Origin of the sequence: Sphingomonas daechungensis, assembly GCF_014489495.1 — a bacterium.
GTDB classification, from domain to species: Bacteria; Pseudomonadota; Alphaproteobacteria; order Sphingomonadales; family Sphingomonadaceae; genus Sphingomicrobium; species Sphingomicrobium daechungense.
In genome coordinates this window covers 2,672,969-2,694,280 of sequence record NZ_CP060780.1, presented here as the reverse complement: position 1 = coordinate 2,694,280, position 21,312 = coordinate 2,672,969, and the positions used below count along the sequence as shown (strand labels likewise).

The window sequence follows — 21,312 nt, the reverse complement described above, 5'->3', positions numbered from 1 at the left end:
GAGCTTCCGATCATCCAGGCGCCGATGGCCGGTGTCTCGAGCCCGGCGATGGCGGCCGCGGCAAGCAATGCGGGAGCGCTGGGCTCGATCGCCGTCGGCGCGGCCGACGCAGACGCGGCCGCCTTAATGATCGGAGCCGTTCGCGCCTCGACGGGCCGGCCGTTCAACGTCAATCTCTTCTGTCATCGTCCGGCGCGCGTGAGACCGGAAGCAGAGAGCGACTGGATCGAACTCTTCCGCTCGCAATTCACGGCTCTCGGCGCATCGCCGCCGGTCCGGCTTCGCGAAATCTACCGAAGCTTTCTGGTCGACGACGAGATGCTCGGCATGCTCGTCGACCTCAAGCCCGCGATCGTCAGCTTCCATTTCGGACTTCCCGGCAGGCACGCGCTCGACGCGCTGCGCGATACCGGCGCGTACCTGATAGCCACTGCAACCAGCCCCGCCGAGGCGCGGGAAATAGAATCCGCGGGCGTGGACGCGATCGTCGCGCAGGGATGGGAGGCGGGCGGGCACCGCGGCTGTTTCGACCCCGACGCGCCCGATGCGCGGGTTGGCATGGCGGAACTGACTGCGCAGCTCGTTCGCGAGGTGAATGTGCCGGTGATCGCGGCCGGCGGCATCATGGACGGGGCCGGCATCGCCAAAGTGCTCGAGCTCGGGGCCGCGGCGGCGCAGCTCGGCACGGCCTTCGTCGGCTGCGCGGAGAGTTTCGCAGATACGGGGTATCGCCAAGCCCTTTGCGAAGCGGGCGTGCGCGGCACGATCATGACGCGGGTGATTTCGGGCCGGCCCGCGCGCTGCCTCGCCAACAGGTTTACGGCAATGGATGCGTTGGTGCCGGCAGCCGCTGTGCCCGATTATCCTCGCGCCTACGATCTCGGAAAGGCGCTCAATGCAGCGGCAGCCGCTCGCGGAGACTTTGGCTTTGGCGCCCAATGGGCGGGTGAAAGTGCGGCGCTCGCGCGCTCGCTTCCGACCGCCGCATTGGTCGAGGCGCTCGCCGTAGAACTCAAGGAGGCGCAGCAATGATTGGCGAACCAAGCCAGGTGATAGGCCGGCCGCTGTTCCGGATGCAGCTTTCGATCGGGACGATCATGACCATCGGCGGGCCTCCGGGAAACCAGACCCGTCTTGCAACCATCGCCGGCGGCACCTTCGAGGGCGACCGGCTGCAGGGTGTTGTGCGCGCGGGCGGCACCGACTGGCAAAGGGTACGGGCGGACGGCTCGGTGCTGCTGGATGCGAGGATTGTTCTCGAGACCCACACGGGCGCACTCATCGCCATGTCTTATATGGGCATCCGAACCGGCCCGCCGGACGTCATGGTAAGCCTCGACCGCGGCGAAATCGTCGACCCGCAGCGTTATTATTTCCGCATCATGCCAACGTTCAGCACCGCAGACACGGCGCTGGACTGGCTCAACCACATCATCGGCATCGGCGTCGGCGATCGCCTGCCGGAGGGGCCGACCTATGCGGTTCACGAAATCCGTTAAGGGAAAGGGCATGCCTGGCCCGAGGGTTCATCGCGGAACGACGTATCAGTGGGCTGGAATGGCCGGCCTTCGCATCTTCTATCGCGAGGCCGGTCCGCGCGACGCCCCGACGCTCGTCCTGCTGCATGGCTATCCGTCCTCATCGCGCATGTACGAGCCGCTGCTTCGCCGGCTCTCGGAGCGGTTTCGTCTGGTCGCCCCCGACTATCCGGGATTTGGCCACAGCGATGCGCCGCCGCCTTCGGACTTTGCCTATACATTCGACCATCTGGCCGAGACGATGTCCGCACTTCTCCACGGCCTTGGCATCGACCGCTATGTGCTTCTCATGCAGGATTATGGAGGACCGGTCGGATTCCGAATGGCCCTTCGTGACCCCAGGAAGGTGCTCGGCATCATCGTTCAAAATGCGAATGCCTATCGCGAGGGCCTCGGACCCAAATGGAAGAATATTGGGCGCTTCTGGGAAGATCCCGTTGAGCATCGCGAAGAGTTCGAAAGATTTGCATCGCTCGAAAGCGCCCGGCAGCGCCACCTAGGCAACAGTCCGAATCCGGAACGTTATGATCCCGACTTGTGGGTCGACGAATTCGCCTTCCTGTCGCGCCCCGGCCAAAGCGACATCCAGGCCGCACTTCTCGGCGATTACAGGACCAACGTCGAGGCCTATCCCGCTTGGCAGGCGTGGCTACGCACGCACCTACCGCCGACCCTCGTCCTTTGGGGTCGCTACGATCCCTCTTTCATCGTGCCGGGGGCGCTCGCCTATTGCCGGGACGTTCCCGATGCCGAGCTGCATCTGCTCGATGCCGGGCACTTCGCCCTCGACGAAGCGCCGGATGAGGTCGCCGGTCTGATCAGCAATTTCGTCGAACGAAGGATCGCAAATGCCGCCTGAAATGAGCGCCTAGCGCGCTGCCGCCGCCTGTTCGACGAGCGCGGCAACGGCGTCGGGATGCGAAACCATCACGACGTGCGAGGCGCCCGGAACCGCTATCACCCGACGCACCTGCGCGCGTTTTGCCATGAAGACGTGCGCCGCCGCCGGAATGTTGAGATCCGCGGTCCCGTAGATCGACCAGGAGCGGATGGTTCGCCAGGCCGGCTCCTGGGCTGCCTCGCCAAGCGCTGACCGGGCAATCGGGCGCTGGGTTGCGGCCATTGTTCTTGCCTGCGCTGCCGGAACATCGGCTGCGAATTGGTGGCGGAACCTGGACTGCTCGATGTACAGGTCCTCATCGCCTCCCGGCAGACGGACGCCCGGCGCCAGTGCCGAGCCGAGTGTCGAGCCTGGAAATTTGCCGCTCAAGCCAAGCGCGCTTTCGCCGGCCTCGGGCAGGAACGCCGCGACGTAGACGAGCCCGACAACCTTCTTACGGTCGGCGACCGGGTCGCTGATCAGCATTCCGCCATAGGAGTGCCCGACAAGCACTACGGGCCCATCGATCGAGCGAAGGAGAGCGCCAAGGCTGTCGGCATCGCGCCTGACCCCGCGCAATGGGTTGGCCGCGGCGATGACCCGGTAGCCGTCTTTTGACAGACGGGCGATGACTGCGTCCCAGCTTGACGATTCGGCGAATGCGCCGTGCACCAGGACGATTGTCGGGCGGGTTGCGGCTGAGTTCCGCGCGACCAGGCCGGATCCCGGAAGCAGGAGCCCGAGGGCAAGGCACAAATGCGCGATCATTCTGCGGATGGACATGGCGGAGCCCTCGCGGAAGATGGGGACAAGGTGCCGGGATGGTGGGGCCACCCCAGCGGATGCATCAGCGGAACGACCGGAAGCTCTCGCGCAGATCTTCGACCAGCAGCTGCGGTTGCTCCCATGCGGCGAAATGCCCGCCCTTATCGTGCCGCTTGTAGAAGACGAGGTTGGGGAAGGCCTTCCGCGTCCAGCTTTCCGGAGCCGTGTAGATTTCGTCCGGGAACGCGCTCACCGCCACGGGAAGAGTGACCCCTTTGGGCGCGAAGAAGGCAAGCTTGCTTTCCCAGAACAGTCGGCCCGACGAAAGGCCGGTCCTGGTCAGCCAGTAGAGCGTGATGTTGTCGAGGATGTCGTCCCGGGTGAGACCTTCGCGGCCGCCGTCGAACACCCGGTTGATAAGCTTCTGGCTCTGAGGATCATGATCGATCATCCAGGCCGCAAGCGCGATCGGACTATCGTCGAGGCCGTAGAGGGTCTGGGGCGGGCGCCCATCTCAAGAGCATAACCGACCCGGTGCTTGTAGAAGAAGTCGAGCTGGTCCCACGCATATTTCTCGTCGCCGGTCAGCCCGGTTGGAGCCGGTCCCCCGACAGAGCGGCGGAGATGTTGTCGGGAAGCGTTCCCGGCATGTTGGTGTGGATCGCAAGCAGGCCCTGCGGCTTCTGCAGCGCCATCTGCTCATTGATAGCGTCACCCCAGTCGCCTCCCTGGGCGACATATTTGCTGTAGCCGAGGCGCTGCATCAGGACTGCCCAGGCCCGGGCCACCCGCTGCGGGTCCCAGCCCAGTTCCGTTGGAGCGGCGGAGAAGCCGTACCCGGGAATGGAGGGGATGACGACGTCGAACGCATCGGCGGCCGTGCCGCCGTAGGCAGTGGGGTCGGTCAGGGACTTGATCACCTTCAGCTGCTCGATGACTGAACCGGGCCAGCCATGCGTGATGATCATGGGAAGGGCGTTCGGGTGCTTCGACTTGACGTGGATGAAGTGGATGTCGACGCCGTCGATCGTCGTGACGAACTGCGGATATTGGTTGAGGTTCGCTTCGGCCCTTCGCCAGTCGTAACCCGTCGCCCAATAATCGGCGAGCTTCTGCATCGTCTGCAGGCGGACGCCCTGGGTGTCGTCGTTCACCAGTTCGCGGCTCGGCCAGCGGGTCGCTCTCACCCGGCGCTTGAGATCATTGAGCGCTTCTTGCGGGGCCCTGAACTTGAACGGGCGGATCGCGTTTGCGGCCGGCTGCGCGCCGGCTCGCGAAACATCCGCCGCAGGGGCTCCGTCCGCCGCGGTGGCGGCCACCGCCTGGCCCCCGGCAATCGAGGGCAACAGAAGTCCGATCGAGCCGAGGAGGGTCGATGCTACAAAGTTGCGGCGTGGCATGATGGAAAGTGCGAAGCTCATGATGCTTTCCCTCCTTCGAGAATGACTGTGTCAGCCATTCACTTCGGCTGTCCCGGGAGCGAATGCGATTGGACGATGGTGTATAGATACTTTGGTCTTCAGGCCGTGCGGCCCTGGACCTCCGACCCACGTCTCGACCCCGCGAGGATTGCCAGGACCGCCGCAACAGCCAGTGCCGCCGCGCCGAGGCCGAACAGGAGCCGGTAATCACCTCCCGACCAGTTGTAGATCAGCGACATGCCGTAGGCGCCTGTTGCCTGGAAGATCGCGAAGCTTGCCGTGGCCTTGCGCCATGCCCCGGCCTGCGCTGCCGGATGGTGGCGGAGGATCTCGTGCGTTCGTCCAAGGACGATGGGCGCAATACCGATCGTACACGCTCCTACGAGGGCACTGGAACAGATCAGCAGCAGTGCCGAACTGCCGAAAGCGGGCAAGGCAACGGACAAGGATTGAAGGATGAGAGCGCCGATCAGGGTCGCTCTGGCGCTCCAGCGGTCGACAGCATGGCCGGCGACAATTGGCCCGAGGAGCGCTCCCATGCCGAAGAGCGTCCAATAAGCGGCGGCGCTGGCAAAGCCCTGGTGAAGTCCCGCGCGATGAAATCCGCAAGGAACAGCATATGGGGACCAGTCCCAAGGCGTTGAGCCCGTAGGCCAGGTACAGGCCGCGCAACTGCAAAGGGGACGACCGCGAACGGCGAAGCGCTGACGGCGGAACCGCGAGCGCGGGCCGCCAACCCGTCCAGCCGAGAAGCGTGAAAAAGGCGGCAATGCCTCCCAGCACCGCCCAGGTTTGCACCAGCCCGACGCTGATGAGCAGCGGCACGAGGGTGCCGGAAAGGGCAATGCCGAAGCCGATTCCGACAAAAATCCCTCCGGTGACCAATCCACGGCGGGCCGGCGGAACGTGCACGATGATGGTAGGTGCGGCGAGCACCATCACCAGTCCGCCCGCGACGCCCGAAAGGGTTCGCCACGCGAAAAACCAGGCCGTCCCCAGCTGCAGGGCGCAGGCGAGCAGCGATATGCTTGCGACGGCGGTTGCCCCGCGTATAACCCATCGCGCCGTCAGTCGCCCCGCCGCGGCATGCGCGCCAAGAACGCCGATCAGGTAGCCGGCAAGGTTTGTGGCACCAAGATAAGCCGCCGTGCCGGCAGCGAACCAGCCGTGGCCGACGAGCGCCGGGAGGAGCGGCGTATAGGCGAAACGCGCAAGCCCGATGCTGACAAGGCTGGCGCAGAAGCCCGGCAGCGCCAGACGCCACAAAGCGGAATTCAGCCGCTCCTGCTGTGGGATCTGGTCGGCGCCGGCGACCATCGGATCGGAGCTGGAAATGGCGGACTCAGCCGGCGAGTTGTGCGACCTGCTCGCCAAGGTTCAACTCGGTCTCCGAACGGCTCTGCAGGCCATTCTCAAGCAGTTTCTGGATGCGGGCTCGGGTCTGCGGTCTCGCCGTCGACTTGAAGAACGCGTCGATCGCCGGCGGAAAGACGTCGTCCGCCGGCAAGGTCACCTCGTCCACCAGCCGCTTGGTGGCAACCAGCGCTTCCTTTTCAAAACCTGCAATCCGCCGGGCCAGTCGATCCACGAAGCTATCGAGCTGCGCATCGGGGAGTGCGCGGTTCACATATCCGTAGCGCTCGGCGAGCTGCCCGGGAAAGTCGTCGGCGCCAAGCACCACTTCAAGCGTCCGGCCGCGGCCGATCAATCCACCAAGCCGGGCCATTGGGTTTGCGCCCGGGACGGCACCGGCGCCCACCTCGAACTGGCCGAGGACAGCCTTTTCGGCGCTTGCGAAGCGAAGGTCGCAGGCGAGCGCGAACTCGCTTCCGGCCCCACGAGCGCGGCCGCGGATGGAGGCGATCGAGACGACCGGCGCGCGGCTGAGGCGCGCAAGCACGTCAAGCCAGGGGTGCATGCCGGTCGGCCCTTTGGGCATTGCGGCCGTGCGCTCCTTGTCGGTGAGCACATCCCAGTGGGCGAGGAAGAAATCGGGATCGCGACTATCAAAGACAATCACCTTCACCTCGGGACCGCTCTCAAGGCTTGAGATGAGCGCGGAGAGTTCATCGATCGTCTCAGGGTCGATGAGGTTGATCGGTGGGTTTTCGAAGGACGCCCGGAGATAGCCGGGGCCTCGACGCGGATTTCGATCTGTTTGGTCATCCTGTCCTCCAGCGGAGTTCAATCAGTGACCAGCGGCCTGGCCGCCGTCGACATGGATGGACTCCCCGGTCACGAACTCCGCACCTTCCAGGTAAAGGACGGCGTTCACCACCTCGGCGATTTCGCCGAGCCGTCCGACCGGATGCAGGGCGGCAAGCGCCTCGTGCGTTTCGGGAGCATGCATCGGCGTGTTGATCACGCCCGGGGCAACGGCATTCACGCGGATGCCGCGACCTGCATATTCCACGGCCAGACTTTTGGTCGCCGCGGCGATGCCGCCCTTCGACAGCGAAGCGAGGGCCGACGGAACTGCCGACAGCGGATGGTCGATGAGTGCCGTCGTGATGCTGACGATGTGGCCTGATTGCCGGTCCCGCATTGCCCTGAGGGCCGCCTGGGTCGTGTAGAAGAAGCCGTTGAGGTTGGTTGCAACGACGCGCTCGTACTGCTCAGCGCTGTACTCATCGAACGGCCCGGCAAGAAAGATCCCGGCATTATTGACGAGGGTATCGACCCTCCCGAAACGCTCGAGGGCCTCCCGGATGATCTTGGGGCCGGTCTCCGGAGCTCCGATGTCGCCGGCGACGTTGAGGATATCGGGATCGCTGGACGACGCGATCGACCTTGATGTCGCGACGACCCGGTAGCCAAGAGTGCGATATGCGCGAACGAGCGCTTCACCGATGCCTTGCGATCCGCCGGTGATGACGGCGACCTTCTGTTCGTTTGCCACGAGCTTGCTCCTGTTTTTTCTGGGTGAGGTGCCCTGGTGAGTAGATGCGAGAGTCAGTCGATCCGGAGGCTCTGCTCCATCGCGTAGCACTGGTCCCAAATGTAGACGTCGAAGCCTCCGAGCCTCGACTGCCACTTCGGGCTGACGGCGTTGACGCACTGCACGACGACCCGGTCGATGTAATTGTCGAACACGGCCCACGGGTTGGTGAGATCTAATGGATCGATCTCCTTCCCGAGTTCGGTCGACTTCAGCGCCGACTGGGCGGCCGCTTTCACGTCGGCCATGAACTCGAGCTGCGTGCGGACATCGTCGTGGGTGCCGACGCGACTGACATGACCCCCGACGAGGGTGTTGAACGGAACCCGATCGATCTCGGCGACCTGCGCGAAATAGCCGGGCACATCCTGCGCAAGGGCAAAGCGGCGCCACGGCATCCAGCCGGGGAATATGACATCGATGACCATCAGCACGCGCTGCTCGGGCGCGTAGATGAAGATGTTGCCGGGCTCGTGCGCAACGCCGTGGTAGCTGAGCTCGAGCCGCTGGGTTCCGAGCTTCAGGCTGTACCGATCCTTGAAGGTGACCGTCGGAAGAGGTCGCTCAGGGTCGTTGTCACGAGCCAGCAGCCGACGCGTTTCCTCATGGGCGATGATGATCGGGTGCCCGCCAAGTTCGGTGACGCCGCCAATGTGATCCTTGTGCGAGTGACTGTAGATGACGTGGGTGACGGGGAGCGACGTGACCTCCGCAATCGCCGCCCGAATATGCTTGGCGTAACCGGGCGGTGCGTCGACCACCACCACGCCGCGTTCGTAGACGAGGAACATGGACTGGTAGGAATTGTCCGTGACCATGTAGAGACCGCGGCCAAGTTCCTGCAGGCGGTAGCCCGTGGCCGGGTTGACCGCGGGCGCACCGGCGGATTCCGGCACCGGAAGATAGCGATCGGGGCGAACGCCGATCGGCGCGAGCGGCGGCATGTTCTGATAGGGCGTTCCCGCCTGGCCCGAGGGGGCCTGGGCATAGGCAGGGACGCTAGGACCAGCGGCAACCGAGGCCGATGCGAGGAGGACGGCAGCGACATTGGCCGCCGCCCGGACGTGGGCTCTATGCCCGAACTTGCGCGAGGATCCGCCGGTCATGTCTTGCTCCCTTGAAGAAGTGTCGGGAGCAGAGATAAGCAGTCGTGCGGAAAGGTCGGATTGGACGATGGTATCGTGGATACCATCGTATGCTCTAGCCCCTGCGATAGCGTTCCGCCGGCTCGCTTCGGGAAAGGTTGGGAAGCAAGGCGGTTCGAGCGGCGTCGAACGCCTCCCACTCGCTCGCATCGGGAAGCGATGGAATCGTCACGAACTCGCCTTGGTCGAAGCCGCTCAGGGCCGCGTCGACGACGTCCTCCGGCCTCATGACGATGCTCGCGGGCAATGCACGGACGGACGATCCGGACGCGTCCCAGAATTCGGTTGCCGTTGCGCCGGGCAGCACGACCTGGACCTTCACGTCAAAAGGCGCGAGTTCATGGTGGAGCGACTGGCTCAGCGCCAGCACATAGGCTTTGGTCGCACCATAGACGCCATTGAGGATGGTTGGTGCCACGGCCGTGATCGAAGCCATGTTGATGATCGCGCCTCGCCCGCGTTGCGCAAAGGCCCGGGCGGCCGCGTTCGCGAGCATGGTGACAGCGCTCACATTCAGCTCGATCATCTGCTCCATGATCTCGGGGTCGGACTCCTTGAGCGGCGCGGTAGAGCCAAACCCCGCATTGTTAACGAGCATCTCGATGCGGGAATCCTCTGACAGGCGTTGGGCGAGCTGCCTCCGGCCATTCAAATCTGAGAGATCAACGACTGCAGGTTCGACGGCGCTTCCCGTCTCGCGCTCCAGTCTTGTCGCAAGCGTGGCAAGCCGCTCATGATTGCGCGCGGCAAGGAGGAGGTCCCACCCGCGCCTCGCGAGCCGGTCTGCGTAAATGGAGCCGAGGCCGGAGGAAGCGCCGGTGATCAACGCAACGGGCTTGGCCATCATAAAGCTCCTGCAATGGTCTCGAGGTCTTGCTGCGGTCCACTTCGCAGCAAAGCCATGCTCGGGAAGCGTGTCAGCACCGCGCAACCTTCCGGTCCGAATGACCATTCGGCACTGCCGCCAAGCTCCTGGACCAGGCCGGCGATGACCGACTGTCCGCGGCCTGCAGCCGGATTGAGGGGAGGCCGGCCCGTGTCACGAACCAAGCATCTGAGTTCGCCACCCTCGTGCGTGACCTGCACGAAGATTTCACCGCCTGAATCGCGCAGGCCATGGCGCGCCGCGTTCCGGATGAGTTCGGCGACGACGAGCCCGATGCGCCAGCAGGTCTCGCCGGCCATCAAATGGTCGGCCGTGTCCAGCACGAGGAATATGCCTCGCTGCGCGAGCATCGCTGTCGAGAATTTCAAACAGATCTGACCGAGATATTCAGCGATATTGACCTCGCTGCCCTCCCGCGGCGGGCTGAGCACCCGATGGAGTTCGGCGTGCTCACGGAGGCGGTCCGCGACATTGGCAATCTCGGACCTGGTCGCGCTGTGCCGGCTTCGCGCGGCGGCCACGGAGAGGGACGCGATGGCTTCGGTATATTCGTTCAGCACGCGATGATTGATTTCCTCAATCAGGTTCAAGGATCGCCGCGGGATCGACGTGCCGATACCAGTTGCAAGCATGCCTTGTTCTCCGTTGGACCCACTCCCCTGGTCGGCGGGCCGAGGAGAACTGTCTGTCGAAGCTGGACGGAGCCCGCTATTGAACCTTGGTCTCGCGAGACCTTGGTCTAGGCTTCAGCCTCGCGCGCCCGGTTCGAGCCCGAGCCGCTGACCCATTTTCACAAGGTCCGCGAAGGAGCGGGCTTTCATTTTTTCCATCAGCCTGCCGCGATGCGCCTTGACCGTGATCTCGCTGATGCCGAGTTCACCTCCCACCTGCTTGTTCAGGAGGCCTGAAACGATCAGCGCCATAACTTCGCGTTCACGCCGGCTGAGTTCGGCGTAGCGTTCCTCGATCACCTTAAGGCTCGCTCGCTCGGCGCTGATTTCCCTACTTTTTTCGATCGACCGGTCGACTGCGGTAAGCAATACCTCATCGTCGAACGGCTTGGTCAGGAACTCTGCAGCGCCGGCCTTCATCGCCCGCACGCTCATCGGCACGTCGCCAAACCCCGTCAGGAAGATGATCGGCAGTTCGGGCCGGTCCTTTGCAATCCGTTCCTGAAGATCGAGTCCGTTGAGATCAGGGAGGCTGAAGTCCAGCAGCAGGCACCCGACTTGACCCGGCTCGCTCTCGTTCCAGTCGAGGAAAGCCTGCGCATCGGGGAAGCTAATCACCCGCCAGCCGGCCAGCTCGAGGAGGGGCTGAAGCGCCTCTCGAACGGAGATGTCGTCATCGACGACGAGCACGACCGGCTTGGCGTGCGAGTCGTCAGGATTGTCTTTCGACGTCATACCGAAACCTGCGCGGGAGCTCATGCTGTACATCGGCAACCTTCACTTCGGGCGGACTGCGAGCGTGACGGCCTCGACAATCGCTTCTTCGCTGAATGGCTTCAAGAGACAGGCAATGGCGCCGCTCGACTGAAGCGTCGGCCAAAGGTTATCCTGCGCATGGGCGCTGATGAAGACGATCGGCAGGCGGAAACCGTTGCGGATCAGGGCCTGCTGAAGCTGTGGCCCGCTGAGGCCCGGCATTGCGACATCGAGGACGATGCAGTCGGTACTCTCTTGCCCGTCGGCCCTCAGGAACGCCTCGGCAGATTCGAAAGCGCGGACTTCAAAGCCGTAGGATTCCAGCAGAGCAGGCAATGACTCCCTCACCGATTCGTCATCATCGACGACGGCAATGACCTTGCTCGAGCTCACGGCTCGAACCCGTCGGTCGACACGCTTCCCTCTGGCCGCCGAGGCACGTCGCCCAGGCGGGCGGTCATCAGGCCCCTAGCATCCAGCGTCATATTCTTCTCTCGATCAGGCCGAGTGCATGCGCTCGTGACCTGAGTTCGTCCATGCTACTTTGGTGTTGGTCCGATCGAACGCTCGGATCTCGGTCGGCCAAGCTAGACCGCCAAATGTGACTGGATGACGTACACCATCGTCTAATTGGCGCCGCGCTGCGTCAGGCGCAGGCAGGGTGAACACCATTGCCTCAATCGGAGCCACAAACATGACGCTCGAGCTGCGCCGCCGAGAGCTATTGAAAGCAACGCTGGCCGGTGCGGCAGCGGCGACGACAGCTGCGGCTACGACCGAACAAGGTGTCGAAGGCGTTTCTAGCGCTGCGCTTCCATGGAAGTTGCGGCGTATCAAGACTGAGCTCCTGGAGATCACCTATGCCGAACTTGGGCCGCCTCACGGCCAGACGGTCATCCTGTTGCACGGTTGGCCCTACGATATTCATAGCTTCAGTGAGGTTGCACCTTTGCTAGCTGCTCAGGGCCGCAAGGTGATCGTCCCCTACCTACGCGGCTTTGGAGGAACTCGGTTCCTAGTAGGCAGCGCCATGCGCAATGGTCAGCCCGCAGCAGTCGCAACGGACACCATCCGAATGATGGATGCGCTCGGCATCAAAAAGGCGCTTCTTGCCGGCTTCGACTGGGGTGCCCGAAGCGCTGACATAATTGCTGCACTCTGGCCGGAACGCTGCACCGGTCTCGTCTCGGTGAGTGGTTATCTGATCGGAAGCCAGGCCGCTGGACGCAACCCACTTCCCCGTCGGCCGAGCTTCAATGGTGGTATCAATTCTACTTCGCCACGGATCGAGGGCGCGAGGGCTACAACCTTTACCGCCGCCAATTCGCGCGTTTGATCTGGTCTCTCGCATCACCCAAGTGGGATTTCGATGATGCGACGTTCGAACGAAGCGCTGCAGCATTCGACAACCCCGATCACGTTGACGTTGTCATTCACAATTATCGCTGGCGGCTCGGTCTCGCAGATGGGGAGCGGCGTTATGACGCGCTGGAGGCCCGGCTGTCTGGGTCGCCTCCAATCAGAGTTCCGTCGATCTCGCTCGAGGGTGACGCCAATGGTGCGCCTCATCCAAATCCGAGCGCTTATGCGACAAAGTTTGCTGGGCCTTATGTGCACCGTCTCGTGACTGGCGGGATCGGTCACAATTTACCTCAAGAAGCACCCGCTGAGTTTGCCCGAGCAATCTTGGACCTCGGCGGGAGTGCCTTCGCGTCGCAGCCTATTTGATGTCATTTCAACAAAAGGAGACGGGCCGTGAGCCTCCCCAATATCAAGGAACATTTGGAAGTGATCGGCGCCGACGGTGTCCACGTCGGCACCGTCGACCGTGTGCTCGGGGATCGCATCAAGCTCACCCGTAGCGATGGCCCCATAGGAGCGGTGGGGCACCGCTTCATTTCCGCTGGCTTGGTTGCCGGCATTGAAGGCGAGCAGGTCCGATTGTCCGCGAATGCAGACGTAGCAATCTTGTTCGAGGAGGGCGAGCAAACGGATGGTCACATCCACCGCGAAGAATTTTTTGATGAGGCTGGTATCGAAAGTTTCCCGGCAAGCGATCCGCCCGCCATCAGCTGACGGCAGCCAAATCGACGCTTCATGAGACGAGATCTAAACCCTAGCGCGAGAGCGTTACTGCACGATGGCCAGCGCCTGATCGGGCTGCACCGTTGTCGGTAACACAGGAAGGATGGAGACGATGGCGCGCCATCACACCTACTGCTCCGCTTGGAAGGGCGAATTCACAAGTTCCGGTCTCTGGCAAATCACCCGTCCCCGCTCAGGCTTTCTTAGTGACAGTTGAGGACGCGGACGGTCGGGAGGGGAGTCGGGGAGGGCCCGTCCGCGTCCTCGGCGCCTTTTTTGGAGCGCTCATGCAATATTCGCCGTTTCAACCCCGCAGCTCAATTGCACCAAAGTGTCAGGCGAGAAAGCGCGCCATCATTTAGGGCTACCAACTTCCTTTAGTTGACGACCAATGTTGGCCGAAAGCGGCCGGTCTGCTTTCGGCAGATAACGACCCTTGGAGGACCTTCAAAGCGGAGGGGACTTGGATTTTCCATCCGTCGTTTTCGAATGGAACTCGCCAACCACCTCATACATCCCGGGATCAAATGTAGCGAATGACAGGGCTTCTTCGAGATATGGGCGTGGCGCTGGGTCTTGGCGCATGGCCTCATAGTCAGCAAGGCTGACCCATTTAGCGTACATGGTGACCTTGCTGCCGTCTGTGCTGCGATGAAGGGTCGACGAAATGAACCCAGGCGCTTTGCTGACGATCTCGCCGGTGACCTTGGTCAATATATCGACCAATCGCTGTTGATTGGACGGATCGACTTGGAAGACATTGATGAAGACAATCACGGCGTTCCAACCTAGGCGAAAAGCGAATTGATCATACGAGAAGTAGGGTTGATGGACGCGGAGGCAACTGCCGCTTTTCACCCGTTTCAGACGCTGGTCATTCCTCGACGGGGGAATGCTGGTGAAACGCCAAATTCCATCCATCGCTCGTCTGCACGTAGGCCGAGCTGACTAAGGCTAAATATGGTTGGTCGTCGGCTCGCGTTACATCTGCCCGGTAGCTTATGATCGCCACGTCATCATCGACGCGCAGAAGATGACGGCCGCTTAGTCGCAGGTCACGCCACCTATTTGCGTTCATTGCAGTCGCCGCGACGTGTTCGCGGGCAAATACGCCGTGCATCTCCCCCATCTGCGGAAATGCAAGCAAACACTCCTTGTCGACATGCTCGAGAAAATGCTCCTCGCCGGAGAGCCAGAAGCCCTCTTTTAGATCAAATAAGTGCTCTTGAAGCGCCATTCTCCATCGTTGGAATCGCTGAACGACCACCCTAAACGGCGGTTTCCTACTCGCTCTCACCGCTCGCAGGGCAATATCGGCTTTCCCTTCCGGCCATTAGCATCCGAGAACCATTGGGCGGCTCTGATTGGCCGAAAGCGGAGGCTCGCCGCGCTGGTCCCGCGCCTCGCCCGCGTGCTTTTGGTGCGCTTCACCCATTTCCCCTCTGCGTTACGAGAGGAGGGCCAATCATTCGATTTCATTCGCCTGGAGGGTCATCCGGGGTGCTCGTTCGAACAGCGCCCTGAAGCCGCGGGCGGCGCTTGTCCCGCGCCTCGCCCGCGTGCTTTCTGTGTAGGTTTTGACTCACGACTTAAAGAGAGCATTCACAGGAGAGCGGCTCTGACTCATTTTGATTCACCTGGAGCTGACCGACGCTGCGGCGAGGGACCTCTCATGCAGCCCTGCTTGGAGCGCACCCCCTGGTAAGCCCGGCCGGCGTGCAGCGCCGGCAGCAACTTAGGCGCCGCACAACGACCGGGATTGGTCACCCGGAAACGATGACCCTAACGATCGCTGCGCGGCTGAACTGATAAGGTCTATATATTATATAACTTAGGAATGGATTCTGACTGCTCGGTAGACTTGCGCTACTTTGGTAGACTGGCCTCTAATCTGAGCAAGCCATTGACCAGCTCGTCGTTGTCGTTGGCGAAGAGGTACTCGAGATACTGCTCCGGGTCGGCCTCGCTGAGCATCCCTTCAATTGCTTCCTCCTGAGCTTCACGTCGGCTGAGCTCACAGTCTGGGATCGAGGCGCCGCTCAATTTGCGGTCGACCTCTTCGGCTACGCATCCGGGCAGGCTAAAGCCGTAAGCGTTAGTGATCTGCCTGACTTGCGGTCCTCGGTGGACGCCCTCGATCGCCTCGGCTCTCCGAACCCGCACTAAAAAGCCGTGCTCTTGTAGCCTGTGCATCGCATCCACGACGGCCTGCTTCGATCGCCGCGTTCTGTCGCATATGGTGGCGATCGAAGGATCGAGGCGGCCGGTACGATAGTCGACCATGCGATAAAGCTCCCGCAGCACATCAATACCAATGCTGCCAAGAGGACCGTTCCTCTGCCCTTTCTGCTTGTGCTTACGGTCATAGGACTGCGCAGCATGCATGCGTATCCCGATGATCACCCGAGCCTCCTGATTGCTCCGGCCAATCGGCTGCCACACAGCGGTCGCTCTAGGATCATTGGCGTAGTAGCTGTTTCGCCGGACCGGCTGGAAGGACCGCGTCGCCTTCTCTGCCGCGATGTTGAAAGCGATTTCGCCGAACGAGCGGGCCATCAGCCTGCCCGCCCGTCGAAGGAGGCTAGTTGCGCTGGCCCTCGATAAGCGACGAGCTCGGCGGCAAACCTTCGAACAACAGATCGGCCCACTCCTGAGCAATCTCGCGCCGGCGCTCCATAAAGGACGCACGATTGTAGATTGCTTCGACCCCCTTCGGCTGATGCGCCAGCATGAGATCTATGATGTTGCGATCGCCAGTTCGGCCAGCGCGCTCGGCACGTTCGTTCATTATCGTGCTGAAGGTTGATCGCCACCCGTGTGGTACGTGCCGGCTGTTGAATGCAGGGAGCCGTCGATATGCAATCGATAAGGTGTTCTCGCTCATTGGCGCCCGAGAATTGCGACCGTTCGGAAAGAGATAGGGCGCCCGACCGGAGAATTGTTTGACGAGCTTCACGATCTCCACTGCCGCTGGTGCCAAGGGCACAATGAACTCGAATGCCTCTTGCTCTTTCTGCTCGAGCGACAGCTTCATTTTTGCCGCTGGAATTCGCCAGATTGGCGTACTCGTTTCGAGCCCCTCGAACTCCGACCATTCCGCGTGGCGCAATGGACCCGAGCGCACAGCCGTCAAAGCAATGAGCCTGGAGGCCAGCTTTGTAAGCGGGTGGCCTGGAGCAGCCTCGGCTGCTCGCAGCAGCGCCCGCGCTTCCTCGACTGTACGCAGAGCCGGGTATTTGCGCTTGGGCACCGGCGGCAGCGCCTTCTGCATATCCGCCGCTGGATTGGTTTCTGCCGAGCCTGATCCAAGCGCATAGATGTAGGTTGCCGAGATGTACTGCTGCACCCGACGGGCAAGATCGACTGCGCGGCGCTTCTCCATTCTCCTGAGAACGTCCAACACCATTGGCGGCGTCACCTGCCGAACAGGTACAGCCCCGATGTGGGGAAAGACTTCTGCTTTGAGCCGACCAAGCACGATATTGCTGTGGCGCTCGGTCCATCTTGCTTGCTGTCGAGCATGCCATTCCAGCGCGACAACCTCGAACGTCTGCTTTGCTGAACTGGCCGACGCCGCCCGCTGCTGTTTCCTCGCTACGGAAGGGTCTGATCCGCCGCGCTTGAGCTTTCGGGCTTCGTCTCGCTGGTCTCGTGCAGCTGCTAGCGACACGTCCGGATATGGCCCGAACGTGAGATTCTTCTCTTTGCCGTGGATTCGATACTTCCACCGCCAGATCTTGGAGCCAGTACGCAGCACATGGAGATACAAGCCGCCCGAATCCGCAAGTTTGTAGTCCTTCTCGCGTGGCACCGCAGTTTGGCACTGTCGGTTGGTTAGCATCGAACCATACCCCCAGCGCGGAATTCCATACCCTCCATCTTACCCCAAATATCGTGAGCTCTGATTGGAACATATGGGACAAGTTGGGACTACGCCAGAGGGATTCTCTCTCGTAAAATTGCTCGTCTTGAGCCTTAATGAGATTTCATGGGAAAAAATGATGGTGCCGGATGCAGGATTCGAACCCGCGACCTTCGGTTTACAAAACCGCTGCTCTACCAACTGAGCTAATCCGGCGTGGCAAGCGCCTATGGCCACCGCAGTCGTAGACGGCAAGGTTTTACGGTCTGTTTACCTTGTTGGGCGCATTCTGGGACGTCCGGAAGCTTGTCCGGCGGTGTAAAGGAAAGCGTACATGGTTTATCTTGCAATGGCCATGTTCATCGCGTTGTTCGGCTGGGGGTCCACCTATTTCGGCTGGCATGATCCGACCGGAAAGGTTCAGCTCGCCTTGTTCACCAGCTTCGTGCTCGGCGCTGTCTGCGGGTTCAAGTCGAAGGGCTGAACCCGAAAAGACTTGGCGCGCCGCCGCCAGCCGCTACATCCGCGGCGTGAAACCGCTCCCTCCATATGCCCGATTGCTCCAGCTCCGTGTCGAGGAGAGCGATCACGGGCCGGTGATGGTGATGCCCTTCCACAATGACGTCATCGGGCGGCCGGGCTATCTGCACGGCGGAGCGATTGCGGGCCTCCTCGAATTTGCGGCATTCACGACGCTTCGCCGACAAGTCGACGACGAAAGCGTCGCGATGAAGCCGATCACCGTCACAGTCGACTACATGCGCGGCGGGACGGCGCGGGAGACGTTCGCCAGCGCGACTATCGAGCGGCTCGGCGCCCGCATCGCCAATGTCGAGGCGTTCGCGTGGCAGACCGACCGGTCGACGCCGATCGCCAGCGCGCGGCTCAATTTCCTGCTCGACCGGGGTCAGTAGCCGCTGAGCGCCGCGACCTGGTCCCGGTGGTAGTAGACATCGCCGAACAGCTCGCCGAGCACCGCTTCTCGTTTCATGAACAGGCCGATGTCGTGCTCGTCGGTCATGCCGATACCACCGTGCATCTGGACGCCCTCCTGGACGGCAAGCTTGGACACCGCCGCGGCCTTTGCCTTGGCGACCGCCGTCATCAGCTCGGCTTTCTCGTCGCCGGAATCGATGAGCTCGGCGGCCTTCAGGACCGCGGCGCGCGCGATCTCGATCTCGCCGTAGAGGTGCGCCGCTCGATGCTGCAGCGCCTGGAACTCGCCGATCAGCTTCCCGAACTGCTTCCGCTGGCGGAGATAGTCGACGGTCATCGCCGAGGCTCCGGCGGCGACGCCGACCAGCTCCGCCGAGACTCCGGCGCGGCCCGCGGCCAAAGCACGGGATAGAGGTGCCCAGCCATTATCGACGTCGCCGACCACGGCATCCGCATCCAGTTCGACATTGTCGAAGCGCAGCCGCGCGGCCTTCGAGCTGTCGGTGAGCGTGACGCTCTCGACTTCCGCGGCGCCCTTGGGAACCGCGAACAGCGTTAGTCCGTCGCGATCGCCGGGTGCCCCGGCCGTGCGCGCGACGGTGAGGATCGCGTCGGCGGAATTTCCCTGGACCACGAATTGCTTGGCCCCGTTGAGAACGAAGCCGTTGCCGCGCCGCTGGGCGGCGAGCTTGGTCTGTTCAGGCGAATGCCTGCGGCCTTCATCGACCGCGAGTGCAAGCACGGCCTCTCCCGCGAGAATGGCAGGATACCAGCGCTCGGCATGGTCGGTGCCTTCGATGGCGCGAGCGCCGACGACGGCCGTAGTCAGGAAAGGTGAGGGTGTCAGATTGCGGCCGATTTCCTCCAGCACCAGCGCGGCTTCGACCGAGCCGAGGCCAAGGCCGCCTTCGCTTTCCGGAATGCAGATCCCGGTCAGGCCCAGCTCACCGAATTGCTTCCACAGCTCGCTGCCGTAACCATCGGTGCAGCCGGTATCCCGCCAGTGGCGAAGCTGCTTCGCCGGTCCGCCCTCGTCGCGAAGAAAGGTCGCGGCGGTTTCCTGAAGCATTTTCTGGTCGTCGTTCAGAAGTGGCATGCGTCAGGCTCCCGGGAGGCCGAGAATGTGCTTGGCGACGATGTTGAGCTGGATCTCGCTCGTGCCGCCTTCGATCGAATTGGCCTTGGTGCGCAGCCAGTCGCGCGCGGCCTTGCCTTCGTGGGACCGTTCGCTGTCCCATTCGAGCGCGTCGGAGCCACCCGCGGCCATGACCAGTTCGTGGCGGCGCTTGTTGAGCTCGGTGCCTGCATATTTCATCATGGACGGGCTGGCCGGATGCGCTTCGCCGGCCTTGAACATTTCAAAGAAACGCTCGCTCATCGCCGCGAAGGCGAGGGCGTCCACGTCGAAGGCGGCAAGCTCGGCTCGAAGCAGTGCATTGTCCGGCTTGAGCGCTGCGCCCAGCGTTCCGCCGGATCCGCCGCCAAGGCCCATCCCGCGATCATCTCGCGTTCGTGGCCGAGCAGATATTTGGCAACGTCCCAGCCGCGGTTCACTTCACCGACGACCTGGTCCTTGGGCACTTCGACGTCGTCGAAGAAGGTCTCGCAGAACGGCGAGTTGCCGCTGATCAGAAGGATCGGCTTGGTCGAGACGCCCGGGCTGGCCATGTCGAACAAGAGGAAGCTGATCCCGGAATGCTTGGACTCGCTCGACGTGCGGACCAGGCAGAAGATCCAGTCGGCCTGGTCGGCGTAGCTGGTCCACACTTTCTGGCCGTTGACCAGCCAGTGGTCGCCCTTGTCCTCGGCCTTGGTCTGCAGGCCGGCGAGGTCAGACCCGGCGCCGGGCTCCGAATAGCCCTGGCACCAGCGGATTTCGCCGCGCGCGATCTCGGGAAGGAAGCGCCTCTTCTGCTCCTCGTTGCCGAACTTCAGAAGCGCCGGGCCGAGCATCGAGATGCCGAAGCTGGTCAGCGGCTGCCGCGCGCTGATCCGCGCCATTTCCTCCTTAAGGACTTTGGCTTCGGCCGGGGACAGGCCGGCGCCGCCATAATCCTTTGGCCAATGCGGGACGGTCCATCCACGCTCGACCATGCGTTCGAGCCACTGGCGTTGAGCATCGCTCTGGAACGTCCAGTTGCGGCCGCCCCAGCAGGCGTCCTTTTCGGACCGCATCGGCTCGCGCATTTCCGGCGGGCAATTCGCCTCCAGCCAATCGCGGGTTTCAGAACGGAAGGTATCGATGTCGGTCATGCGATCGCCTTAAGGTCACAAACGTCACGGAGAACAGCGCATTTCCAGTGACCTTATCGCTGCCGCGAAGGCAAGCGATTTGAAAGGCCGCTATCCTCGCCGTGCCGCGAGCCAGGCACGGCAGATGCAATCAGGAAAGGGGAGCAGCAAAAAGGGCCGCGGTAACCCGCGACCCTTTCGCTTCACACGCTCTTTCGAGCAGCCGTCGGGCTATTGGTAGTCGACGGTGACGTTGATGTTGCCGCTGTAGACACCATCGGTGGTCGCGGGCATGACCTTGATCGAGCCACCGACGTTGAAGTTCACGCCGGCCGTGCCCGAATTTGGCATCGTCACGGTGGCGGGAGCGCTGGGCGTGAACGACAGGGTCGAACCGTCGTTTGCATTCGTCAGCGCGCTTGCGACGGCAAAGACCTGCACGACCTGGTTGTTGGTGCCCTTCACGTTGTACGCGGCCGACGCCGGCGTGCCGGAGCAGGTGAGCCCGCCCGAGCCGCAGGTCACGACGCCCGCCTGAGTCATCGCGACCGTCTCGCCGGCGGCCGCGATGGTGCCCAGGGTGATGGTCCCGAAGTCGAGATTGCGCGTAGACGTCAGCACCAGCGGCTTGACGATCTTGGCGCGGCCCGTTGCCGGCGTCGCGGCACCGACCGGCGCAGCGACGGCAGGCACGGCGATCAGCGACGCGGACGCAACAGACGCCGCAAGGCAGGCCTTACGAAGAAGATGATTCATTTGTTGTCCCTACTTGTTCCGAGCTGACAAGTTGCGGGCGGCCGAGCGCCGTTCCGCGTATCGTCACCGCCGCGTTAACCTAAGTTAGTTAAGTAAAGACTTATTTCCATTTGAGCTTGCGGAGGGTGACCGCTTGATGTCCGCTTTCGACCCATTCCTGCCATAAGCGGTCCAACCCGTTGTAGACGTCCACCCTAGCTGCAATGCTCGCGTAATGAGCAGGGCAGCCGAACTGATCGAACTTGGCGGAGCGCTGGAGCGAAGCGGTCAGTACGCCGCCGCTTGGAAAAATCTCGACGAGGGTGGCGAGCTAAAGCGCCCTCCCGATTGGCCAAAGTGGGAGGGGCCGGGCTCATCCTGCTCAACGCTTTTGGTTCGACGACGCATCCGGCACTTGGGAGCCGAGCTTCGGAATGCTCGCTTCGCGAACATGGCTGTGCC

At 62.6% G+C, this 21,312-nt stretch carries 24 protein-coding genes, 1 tRNA gene and 2 pseudogenes; 7 read left to right on the top strand and 20 right to left on the bottom strand.

From position 1 onward, the window contains the following. Positions 1–24 precede the first annotated feature (24 nt). Genes H9L15_RS14725 through H9L15_RS14715 form a run of 3 tightly spaced genes read left to right on the top strand, consistent with a single transcriptional unit; the run spans position 25 to position 2,397 of the window. The gene (locus tag H9L15_RS14725) at positions 25–1,032 is read left to right on the top strand and encodes an NAD(P)H-dependent flavin oxidoreductase (RefSeq protein WP_187714596.1); all 1,008 of its coding nucleotides are present in this window, start codon (positions 25–27) and stop codon (positions 1,030–1,032) included. Then, complete coding sequence (locus H9L15_RS14720) at positions 1,029–1,499, top strand: DUF3237 domain-containing protein (RefSeq protein ID WP_187714595.1); 471 nt, start codon at positions 1,029–1,031, stop codon at positions 1,497–1,499. Before H9L15_RS14725 ends, H9L15_RS14720 begins: the two co-directional genes overlap by 4 nt. A 10-nt stretch (positions 1,500–1,509) precedes the next feature. Then, positions 1,510–2,397: an alpha/beta fold hydrolase gene (locus H9L15_RS14715; RefSeq protein ID WP_187714594.1), complete on the top strand. Its 888-nt coding sequence runs from the start codon at positions 1,510–1,512 to the stop codon at positions 2,395–2,397. Positions 2,398–2,406: 9 nt separating this feature from the next. Here the strand turns inward: H9L15_RS14715 and H9L15_RS14710 are convergent, their stop codons facing one another. From H9L15_RS14710 to H9L15_RS14665, 12 genes and pseudogenes are all read right to left on the bottom strand, one after another. Next, positions 2,407–3,201, bottom strand: coding sequence for an alpha/beta fold hydrolase (locus tag H9L15_RS14710; protein WP_187714593.1), 795 nt, complete (start codon positions 3,199–3,201; stop codon positions 2,407–2,409). Between the two features lie 64 nt (positions 3,202–3,265). Continuing rightward, positions 3,266–3,634 carry a hypothetical protein gene (locus H9L15_RS18115; RefSeq protein WP_223276312.1) on the bottom strand — a complete coding sequence of 123 codons (369 nt, stop codon included), beginning with the start codon at positions 3,632–3,634 and terminating at the stop codon, positions 3,266–3,268. 133 nt (positions 3,635–3,767) lie between these two features. Beyond that, positions 3,768–4,604, bottom strand: coding sequence for an epoxide hydrolase family protein (locus tag H9L15_RS18110; protein ID WP_223276311.1), 837 nt, complete (start codon positions 4,602–4,604; stop codon positions 3,768–3,770). 98 nt (positions 4,605–4,702) lie between these two features. Next, positions 4,703–5,143, bottom strand: coding sequence for a YbfB/YjiJ family MFS transporter (locus H9L15_RS19175; protein WP_262984832.1), 441 nt, complete (start codon positions 5,141–5,143; stop codon positions 4,703–4,705). A gap of 136 nt (positions 5,144–5,279) precedes the next feature. After that, a pseudogene (locus H9L15_RS20600) lies at positions 5,280–5,921 on the bottom strand (YbfB/YjiJ family MFS transporter); the annotation flags it as partial. A 25-nt stretch (positions 5,922–5,946) separates the two neighbouring features. Continuing rightward, positions 5,947–6,792: an enoyl-CoA hydratase/isomerase family protein gene (locus tag H9L15_RS14695; protein WP_187714592.1), complete on the bottom strand. Its 846-nt coding sequence runs from the start codon at positions 6,790–6,792 to the stop codon at positions 5,947–5,949. Beyond that, entirely contained in the window at positions 6,793–7,503 is a 711-nt protein-coding gene (locus H9L15_RS14690) for an SDR family NAD(P)-dependent oxidoreductase (protein ID WP_187714591.1), read from the bottom strand. A 53-nt stretch (positions 7,504–7,556) separates the two neighbouring features. Beyond that, positions 7,557–8,648: an MBL fold metallo-hydrolase gene (locus tag H9L15_RS14685; protein ID WP_223276310.1), complete on the bottom strand. Its 1,092-nt coding sequence runs from the start codon at positions 8,646–8,648 to the stop codon at positions 7,557–7,559. A 94-nt stretch (positions 8,649–8,742) separates the two neighbouring features. After that, entirely contained in the window at positions 8,743–9,531 is a 789-nt protein-coding gene (locus H9L15_RS14680; RefSeq protein ID WP_317617541.1) for an SDR family NAD(P)-dependent oxidoreductase, read from the bottom strand. Then, on the bottom strand, positions 9,531–10,205 hold the full coding sequence (locus H9L15_RS14675) for an ATP-binding protein (protein ID WP_187714589.1): 675 nt from the start codon (positions 10,203–10,205) through the stop codon (positions 9,531–9,533). Before H9L15_RS14675 ends, H9L15_RS14680 begins: the two co-directional genes overlap by 1 nt. 114 nt (positions 10,206–10,319) lie before the next feature. Further along, entirely contained in the window at positions 10,320–11,003 is a 684-nt protein-coding gene (locus tag H9L15_RS14670; RefSeq protein WP_223276309.1) for a response regulator transcription factor, read from the bottom strand. Between the two features lie 18 nt (positions 11,004–11,021). Next, positions 11,022–11,393, bottom strand: a complete 372-nt coding sequence (locus H9L15_RS14665) for a response regulator transcription factor (RefSeq protein ID WP_187714587.1) — start codon at positions 11,391–11,393, stop codon at positions 11,022–11,024. A gap of 301 nt (positions 11,394–11,694) precedes the next feature. On the opposite strand from H9L15_RS14665, the gene H9L15_RS18105 reads away from it, so the two are divergent. Both H9L15_RS18105 and H9L15_RS14655 read left to right on the top strand, forming a co-directional pair. Beyond that, positions 11,695–12,336: an alpha/beta fold hydrolase gene (locus tag H9L15_RS18105; protein ID WP_223276308.1), complete on the top strand. Its 642-nt coding sequence runs from the start codon at positions 11,695–11,697 to the stop codon at positions 12,334–12,336. A 452-nt stretch (positions 12,337–12,788) separates the two neighbouring features. Further along, positions 12,789–13,076 (top strand): DUF2171 domain-containing protein, encoded by a 288-nt coding sequence (locus H9L15_RS14655; protein ID WP_398286956.1) that lies wholly within the window; start codon positions 12,789–12,791, stop codon positions 13,074–13,076. A gap of 456 nt (positions 13,077–13,532) precedes the next feature. On the opposite strand, the gene H9L15_RS14650 is transcribed toward H9L15_RS14655, so the two are convergent. The 5 genes from H9L15_RS14650 to H9L15_RS14630 all read right to left on the bottom strand — a co-directional run bounded on the left by H9L15_RS14650 (position 13,533) and on the right by H9L15_RS14630 (position 17,163). Next, positions 13,533–13,862 (bottom strand): antibiotic biosynthesis monooxygenase family protein, encoded by a 330-nt coding sequence (locus H9L15_RS14650; RefSeq protein WP_187714585.1) that lies wholly within the window; start codon positions 13,860–13,862, stop codon positions 13,533–13,535. Positions 13,863–13,959: 97 nt separating this feature from the next. Beyond that, a complete protein-coding gene (locus H9L15_RS14645) occupies positions 13,960–14,322 on the bottom strand; it encodes a hypothetical protein (RefSeq protein ID WP_187714584.1) in 363 nt (120 codons plus the stop codon). A gap of 629 nt (positions 14,323–14,951) precedes the next feature. Then, a complete protein-coding gene (locus tag H9L15_RS14640; RefSeq protein WP_187714583.1) occupies positions 14,952–15,641 on the bottom strand; it encodes a MarR family transcriptional regulator in 690 nt (229 codons plus the stop codon). A 25-nt stretch (positions 15,642–15,666) separates the two neighbouring features. Beyond that, a complete protein-coding gene (locus tag H9L15_RS14635; protein ID WP_187714582.1) occupies positions 15,667–16,926 on the bottom strand; it encodes a tyrosine-type recombinase/integrase in 1,260 nt (419 codons plus the stop codon). A 161-nt stretch (positions 16,927–17,087) separates the two neighbouring features. Further along, positions 17,088–17,163 (bottom strand) — tRNA-Thr (locus H9L15_RS14630). A 118-nt stretch (positions 17,164–17,281) separates the two neighbouring features. Between H9L15_RS14630 and H9L15_RS14625 the strand changes: the two genes are divergently transcribed. Both H9L15_RS14625 and H9L15_RS14620 read left to right on the top strand, forming a co-directional pair. Further along, a complete protein-coding gene (locus H9L15_RS14625; protein ID WP_187714581.1) occupies positions 17,282–17,431 on the top strand; it encodes a hypothetical protein in 150 nt (49 codons plus the stop codon). A gap of 46 nt (positions 17,432–17,477) precedes the next feature. Beyond that, positions 17,478–17,861 carry a PaaI family thioesterase gene (locus H9L15_RS14620; protein WP_187715962.1) on the top strand — a complete coding sequence of 128 codons (384 nt, stop codon included), beginning with the start codon at positions 17,478–17,480 and terminating at the stop codon, positions 17,859–17,861. Here H9L15_RS14620 and H9L15_RS14615 read toward each other — a convergent pair. The 3 genes and pseudogenes from H9L15_RS14615 to H9L15_RS14605 form a co-directional block, all read right to left on the bottom strand. Next, positions 17,855–18,979 carry an acyl-CoA dehydrogenase family protein gene (locus H9L15_RS14615; RefSeq protein ID WP_187714580.1) on the bottom strand — a complete coding sequence of 375 codons (1,125 nt, stop codon included), beginning with the start codon at positions 18,977–18,979 and terminating at the stop codon, positions 17,855–17,857. The genes H9L15_RS14620 and H9L15_RS14615 overlap by 7 nt on opposite strands. Before the next feature lie 3 nt (positions 18,980–18,982). After that, positions 18,983–20,136 (bottom strand): annotated as a pseudogene (locus H9L15_RS14610) (acyl-CoA dehydrogenase family protein). Between the two features lie 210 nt (positions 20,137–20,346). After that, complete coding sequence (locus H9L15_RS14605; RefSeq protein WP_187714579.1) at positions 20,347–20,871, bottom strand: DUF4402 domain-containing protein; 525 nt, start codon at positions 20,869–20,871, stop codon at positions 20,347–20,349. Between the last annotated feature and the right edge of the window lie 441 nt (positions 20,872–21,312).